Annotated in this window: 7 protein-coding genes and 2 pseudogenes; all 9 read left to right on the top strand. The window is 41.4% G+C overall.

The window, feature by feature from the left end:
- On the top strand, nt 1–1,500 hold a 1,500-nt coding region (locus JL57_RS33345; protein WP_291299620.1), incomplete at its 5' end, for an RHS repeat domain-containing protein.
- Between the two features lie 12 nt (nt 1,501–1,512).
- Nucleotides 1,513–1,986, top strand: a complete 474-nt coding sequence (locus JL57_RS02810; protein ID WP_034140542.1) for an immunity 26/phosphotriesterase HocA family protein — start codon at nt 1,513–1,515, stop codon at nt 1,984–1,986.
- 287 nt (nt 1,987–2,273) lie between these two features.
- Nucleotides 2,274–2,573: pseudogene (locus JL57_RS33340) on the top strand (hypothetical protein); the annotation flags it as partial.
- Between the two features lie 24 nt (nt 2,574–2,597).
- Complete coding sequence (locus JL57_RS02805; RefSeq protein WP_291299622.1) at nt 2,598–4,403, top strand: RHS repeat domain-containing protein; 1,806 nt, start codon at nt 2,598–2,600, stop codon at nt 4,401–4,403.
- Nucleotides 4,404–4,426: 23 nt separating this feature from the next.
- Complete coding sequence (locus JL57_RS02800) at nt 4,427–4,804, top strand: hypothetical protein (RefSeq protein WP_034140541.1); 378 nt, start codon at nt 4,427–4,429, stop codon at nt 4,802–4,804.
- Between the two features lie 89 nt (nt 4,805–4,893).
- Nucleotides 4,894–5,244, top strand: a pseudogene (locus tag JL57_RS33335) (polymorphic toxin-type HINT domain-containing protein); the annotation flags it as partial.
- Between the two features lie 39 nt (nt 5,245–5,283).
- Complete coding sequence (locus JL57_RS02795) at nt 5,284–5,517, top strand: toxin C-terminal domain-containing protein (RefSeq protein ID WP_291299619.1); 234 nt, start codon at nt 5,284–5,286, stop codon at nt 5,515–5,517.
- A gap of 3 nt (nt 5,518–5,520) precedes the next feature.
- Nucleotides 5,521–6,066 carry a hypothetical protein gene (locus JL57_RS02790; RefSeq protein ID WP_034140539.1) on the top strand — a complete coding sequence of 182 codons (546 nt, stop codon included), beginning with the start codon at nt 5,521–5,523 and terminating at the stop codon, nt 6,064–6,066.
- Between the two features lie 52 nt (nt 6,067–6,118).
- On the top strand, nt 6,119–7,015 hold an 897-nt coding region (locus tag JL57_RS02785; RefSeq protein WP_291299621.1), incomplete at its 3' end, for an RHS repeat protein.

Genomic DNA, 7,015 nt, shown 5'->3' with positions numbered 1-7,015 from the left:
AAAGTCACAGGAAACGGCATAAGCGCCGAATATCTCTACGATGAAAACAACAAAGTCGCCTCCATCAAACTGGGAGACGGCAGTTATACCCTTTACAGCTATAATGATGCCGACCTGCTGAAAGAATTGGTCAATTACCGACCAAACGGAACCATTCTCAGCCGTTACACTTACACCTACGATAGCAGAGGCAATATCACCGACATCATCGGCTCGGAAGGAACCCTAACCTATCAGTATGATGACCTAAGCCGCCTAACCAGGGAAACCCTGCCGGACTCAACCATCATCGAATACAGCTATGACGCGGCCGGTAACCGCCAAACCAAAACAGTAACCCAAGGCGGAACCAGCCAAATTGTCATCAATCAAAACCAACAGAGCTATGAATATGACACACTCAATCGACTACAGGAAGTAAAAAATCCCGACGGAACAACCCAGGCAACCTTCACCTATGATGCCTTAGGCCGAAGAAGCAGCATGACAACCGGGGGCAACACCGTAAACTTCCATTACAGTGGCAACAAAGTAATCTGTGAAACCGATGCCAACAACAACGTCCTGGCATGCTATAATTATGACGGATACGGCAACCTGATCAGCATGACCAGAAACGGCAGCACCTATTATTATCACTACAACGGTCATGGTGATGTAATAGCCCTTACCGATACCAACGGCAATACAGTAGCCACCTATCAGTACGATGCCTTTGGCAACATCCTCAACAGTACAGGGACAGTAGACAACCCCTACCGCTATGCCGGATACCGCTATGACGAAGCAACAGGTCTCTATTATCTCAATGCCCGTTACTATGACCCGGAAACAGGGAGATTCACCACGGAGGATACCTTCCATGGCTATGTCGACGATCCCCAGAGCTTAAACCTGTATGCATACTGCTACAACAACCCGTTAGCATACGTAGATCCTGACGGACATGACCCTTGCTATTGTCCCAGGGACCCTGTACAAGATGATTTAAGTACAGTCTATAATTTCCTGATAGGAGATGATATAAATACCCTTCTTAACCCTAATGCGCAGATGGGTATGAAATTCCTGGCTGCAGCAAGTATTGGGAGCAACTTTGTTGGCGGAGGAGCTGTGACAAAAGGGCTAAAACTTGCAATGAAGTCCAAGAAGGGGATGAAGGTATTAAAGGGAGTGAGTAGTGCTCCTGCATCGCTAATGCAAGGAGCAGCGAACACGAGAGTCTATTTAGGAATTAAAGATGGTGTTACAGATTATGTTGGGATAACAAAAGATATAGCAAAACGACAGGCACAACATGGAGACAGATTTGATTTCTTGCGAGAAATTACAACAGAACCTGTTACAAGAAGGCAGGCAAGAGCAATAGAGCAGGCTATGAAGGAAGCAAACCCTGATTTTAGCAATAAAATAAACAGTATCAGTCCTAGTAGAGACTGGTATAATGATGCTGTTAATTGGGGAAATAATTGGCTAAATAGTAATGGATATTTGCCCTAAGGAGTGTGCAAAATGGCATTTAGTGAATTGATTGCTATGAAAAAGGCAAAAAATAATCCTTCTGAAGGAGATGTTTTCGTGATACAGCCAGAAGAAGGAAGATATTACTATGGAAAAGTAATTTTAACAAATTTAAAAAGTAGAGACTCATTTATAAGTGGAATGACGTTAGTCTACATTTATAATAAGATTTCATTTCAAAAGGGTTTCACGGGAAATTTGGAAGAGGCTGATTTACTGATAGCTCCAATTATTGTAAATAACCAACCGTGGCAAAAAGGCTATTTTGAGACGGTCGGCAATGTTAAGGTATTAGAAAAGGAAAAAAATCTGGATTATGGATTTTGGGACATGTTAAAAAAGAAGTATGTTGATTATAACGGTGATGAGCTGTTAAAGGAACCCAAATACTGGACCCACTATGGATTAGGTAGTTACGGAATCGTTGGGAAAGAAGTACAAAAAGCATTGAGTAAATGCAAATAAGCTATTACGTGACAATGCATTTAGAAAATCCAACAATAAGGGAATAAAGAAAAAGTTAAATTTTCAGTGAGACGGGTTTTCCGTCTCTTTTTCTCACGAAAACAAAAAACAGCCAGAAACAGTTTGGTAAGGCTCTAGCCGTTTGTTCATGCAATTGAGGATTTCTTAGGCCTGCCCAAACCAAAACAGTATGTACGGATGTCAATCCTAGCTTGCTTAAAAAGTCGCCGTTTTCCCCAACCGATCGATTATGCTTATGACAATCAGGCAATTATCCCCTTGCCGTAACCAATGCCTTAGGTCAATCAGTGGGTATGCAATATGATACAAGTGGCAATTTGACGCATGTCACCGATCCAGCGGGAAAAACCACGTCGTTCGGATATGATAATTTAGGACGCCTGAAAAACGTCAACGGGGTTTCGGGAAATAATGCCCAATATACCTATGACGGAAACGGCAATTTAACCACCGCCACCGATCCCGGAAACCAGACCTTTACCTATGGCTATAACGAAATCGATGCCCTGGCCAGCATAACCGACCCCTTAAATAACACAACCAACTTTTCCTATGATAAAACAGGAAATCTCACAGGAAATCTCACAGGAATGTCCTACCCATCAGGCAACACCATAAACTATGCCTACAATACCGCAGACCGTCTTGAAGAAATAAAATACAACGGGAACCCCAGATACAGCTACGAATATGATCCCAACGGCAACTGTACCGGAATGACCGATGAAGTCAGCAATCAAAGCACAACCTATGAATATAATGAACTAGATGCCCTAATAAAGGTGACCAAACCCGGGCAGCAGCTTGATTATGCCTATGACAATGAAAACGGCGGCAGGTTTAGCGGCCTAAGCGGACAAATCGGCAGTGTCAATTACAATGCCAATTACAGCTATGACGACTTGGGACGAGTGCGGAAAGTCACAGGAAACGGCATAAGCGCCGAATATCTCTACGATGAAAACAACAAAGTCGCCTCCATCAAACTGGGAGACGGCAGTAATAGCCTTTACAGCTATAATGATGTCGGCCTGCTAAAAGAACTGGTTAATTACCGACCCGACGGAACAATTCTCAGCAGTTACAGATATACCTATGATAGCAGAGGCAACATCACCAGCATCACCAGCTCGGAAGGAACCATAAACTATCAATATGATGACCTAAGCCGCTTAACCAGAGAAACCCTAGCGGACTCAATCAGCATAGAATACAGCTATGACGCAGCCGGAAACCGTCTCGCCAAAACAGTAACCCAAGGAGAGACCAGCCAAATTGTCATCGCTGATAACCAACAGAGCTATGCATATGATGCTGTCAATCGACTACAGGAAGTAAAGAATTCCGACGGAACAACCCAGGCAACCTTCACCTATGATGCCTTGGGCCGAAGAAGCAGCATGACAACCGGGGGCAACACCGTAAACTTCCAGTACAGCGGCAACAAAGTAATCTGTGAAACTGATGCCAACAACAATGTCCTGGCATGCTATAATTATGACGGATACGGCAACCTGATCAGCATGACCAGAAACGGCAGCACCTATTATTATCACTTCAACGGACATGGTGATGTCATATCACTTACTGATACCAACGGTAATACAGTAGCCACCTACCAATACGATGCCTTTGGCAACATCATCAACAGTACGGGAACAGTGGACAATCCCTACCGCTATGCCGGATATCGCTATGCCGAAGCAACAGGACTATATTATCTCAATGCCCGTTACTATGATCCGGAAACAGGGAGATTCACCACTGCGGATACCTTCCATGGCTTTGCTGATGATCCTCAGAGCTTAAACCTATATGCTTACTGCTACAACAACCCCGTGGTATACGTAGACCCTAACGGGCATTCCCCCTGCTATTGTCCCATGGACCCTGTGCAAGATGATTTAAATACAATCTATAATTTCCTGATAGGAGATGATATAAATACCCTTCTTAACCCTAATGCCCAGAAGGGTATGAAATTCCTGGCTGCAGCAAGTATTGGGAGCAACTTTGTTGGCGGAGGGATGGCTACTAAAGGGCTAAAGCTGGCAATGAAGTCCAAGAAGGGGATGAAGGTAGCTAAGGGGGGGAATAATGCTGCCAAAAAGATAGACTTCTTCGTTGCACCAAGTGGAGAAGCAATACCGGCTACAAAACAAGGTATTATGGATAATCTTACAAAACTAACTGAAAAAAACGGAAAATACTATGGGAATGACAGTAATGGTCCTATTAGGATTAAGCCAAATGAAGTCCATCAGAATAATCCTAATCATACTGGACCAATGAGCGATATGCATACAGTTCCACATATGCATATTGACCGAAAGGTAAATGGTACTACTGGAAACTGGATACACAAAATTACTCTGCCATGGGATATGTTTGAGTAATTAGAATTGCGAGGTGAAAAAGAATGAGTATAAGTAACATAAACCAATTCAATTGGATAGATAGTTTTTTAAGTGATATTAGTATTAGATCAAATAATGTCCAAATGAGAATTATTGCCGAAGAAAGTGTAACCTATAAATTATCTTTTATTGAGTATATTGCTCTTGAATATATTGGGCATTGGGATGAGAGTATCATTGAGTCAATACAAGCTGATTTACAAGGAGAATTAATCGAAAAGGCTCTTAGTGAAGTAAAAAAGAACTATTTAGATACAGAAATTCCATTTTGCGAAAAACACATTTATGATACTTGGATACAGGTTAATATTAAAATTAGTGATGGAGGTGAAGTTAAGGTAGTTTGTAAGGATATTACCATCGAAGTCACCAGTGAGTAAATAAGATGTCCAAAGAATGGTAGCAATGGGAAATCATATTGCTACCATTCTTTTTCCCGCTACAGTTTCACACCTAAGATGGTTATAAGATAATAAAGGACATTAAAGTAGGAGATAAAGTCTATTCGGAAAACGCTGAGACAGGCGAAAAAGTACTCAAGAAAGTTAGAAACATCTTTGTCAATGAAACTGATAGGCTTATACACGTTACTATTAAGGGTGCAGAAATAAAAGCTACACCTACTCATCCATTCTGGGTTGAAGGAAAAGGCTGGACACCCGCAGGAGAACTAAAAGTTGGAGATAAAGTACAGTTATATGCTGGTGTAACCGAGGTTACAGCAGTAGAACTTGAGTCGCTAAAAGAACGAATAAAGGTATATAATTTTGAGGTAGAGGACTGGCATACATACTTTGTTTCCAACTCTAGTGTTTTGGTTCATAATATGTGTGCACAGCCTATAAGAATGACAACTAAAATGGCTACTGAAGCCGCTGAAAATCTAGGGTTTAAGAAAACAAATCATTTATCTCATGGGCAGCCAGTGTTTAAAAAAGGAAATAAATACATTACACCTGATGTAGGTAGCAGTAACGGATTGGGTTCACACAATGGTGGAGTATGGAAAATGGCTGATTCAGTAGATAATTTGGGTCGTAGAGACACAAGGATGGGAACTTATGATGGTAGTTTAAATAGAATAGGAGATTAAAACATGTATTATTGGCAAATTACAAAATATAACCCTATTAATCGTGATGAAAACAGAAGATATTTAAAAGATGAATGGATATCTATTTCAGATATTGGACGTAAATACAACGGTGTAGAATTCACGTTAGCTGATTATCTTTCTGTTGAGCAATTGTATGTTGATGCTGTTATTGATTTTATGAAAGGATTGAATATACAATTCCTAAAAGTATTTAAATTAGAGAAAAGATTTTCTTTAGAAAAAATTTCGGGTTTTCATAAAAACTTTGGAGATTTTCATCCAAAGAGGATGCTTGATTTGTTTAATTCTATTAAAGATGCTGATATTTTAAATGCTCAACAAGTTGAAGACGTTTGCAGACTTATTCTTAGAGAACATTTATGGTGCGAACTCAGAGATGAGGAATCGTTATTAACTGTAAGATTTGGGTATGATTATTATATGTATATTAATTCTCCATCAGAGTGTAAAAATATTATTGAAAAAATAGCTGTTCCAGAACTATTTGTTGAACCATATGATGGAACTAACAGTGATTATGATTAGGAATATTTAGGCTTGTCCTGCCTGTTACAATGACTACCATCTTATTTTGGAAGTGGTAGCACTCAACGACCCTGTACTTCAGTACAGTTTTCTTGGCGAAGTGAAAAGCTCCCAGCTTAAAACGGCCAATGACTGGACGAGACTAAACCTTGTTTTGACACCGGACCAGGTTCCGGTGGGGACCGCAAAAATAAAACCAGCGCTAGCCATGGACGCGGCATCAGGTACAGCCTGCTTCGACGGGATTCAGCTGGAAGAGGGAGCCAACCAAAGCGCCTATAATTATTTAAGCAACAGCAGCTTTGAAAGAGATGCCAACGCCGATGGAGCACCCGATGACTGGACGGTATTTGCCCCTCATGAACTAAGTCAGACTGGTTTTTCCGGGAATTCCAGTGTTCGAGTAATAAATGACGGAACATTTTCGGATGTTTACCTATCCCAGCACGTTAACCTTTCCCTGCCGGCAAATAGCGATCTCACCTTATCAGGATGGTCCCAGGCATTTTTAGCGGAGCCCAATGGCGGTTTTTACGGACTTAGGGCCATAGTAGAATATGCCGACAGCACCACTGAAACATTTGATTTTGGCTCTAATAAAGGGGTTCATGCCTGGGAACAAATAGTAGGAAATATCCACCTGACCAAAGCAGCCTCAGGGATAACCATCAAATGCAAATATGATAACCAGAACGGTTATGTCTGGTTTGACAGCCTCCGTTTACAGGAAGGAAAAAACAGCACAGAGATTCAATATGATCCCTCAGGCAATTATCCCCTTGCCGTAACCAATGCCTTGGGTCAATCAGTGGGTATGCAATATGATACAAGTGGCAATTTGACGCATGTCACCGATCCTGCGGGAAAAACCACGTCGTTCGGATATGATGATTTAGGACGCATGACAAATGTCACCGGAGTATTGGGAAATAATGCCCAATACACCTAT

It is taken from the genome of Desulfosporosinus sp. BICA1-9 (assembly GCF_000802135.1).
This window is presented reverse-complemented; position numbering and strand designations above follow the sequence as displayed.

What these genes read in the sequence shown, in the direction of transcription:
- JL57_RS02795 (WP_291299619.1), top strand. Translation starts at nt 5,284, where the DNA reads ATGGCTACTGAAGCCGCTGAAAATCTAGGGTTTAAGAAAACAAATCAT.
- JL57_RS02800 (WP_034140541.1), top strand. Translation starts at nt 4,427, where the DNA reads ATGAGTATAAGTAACATAAACCAATTCAATTGGATAGATAGTTTTTTA.
- JL57_RS02805 (WP_291299622.1), top strand. Translation starts at nt 2,598, where the DNA reads ATGTCCTACCCATCAGGCAACACCATAAACTATGCCTACAATACCGCA.
- JL57_RS02790 (WP_034140539.1), top strand. Translation starts at nt 5,521, where the DNA reads ATGTATTATTGGCAAATTACAAAATATAACCCTATTAATCGTGATGAA.
- JL57_RS02810 (WP_034140542.1), top strand. Translation starts at nt 1,513, where the DNA reads ATGGCATTTAGTGAATTGATTGCTATGAAAAAGGCAAAAAATAATCCT.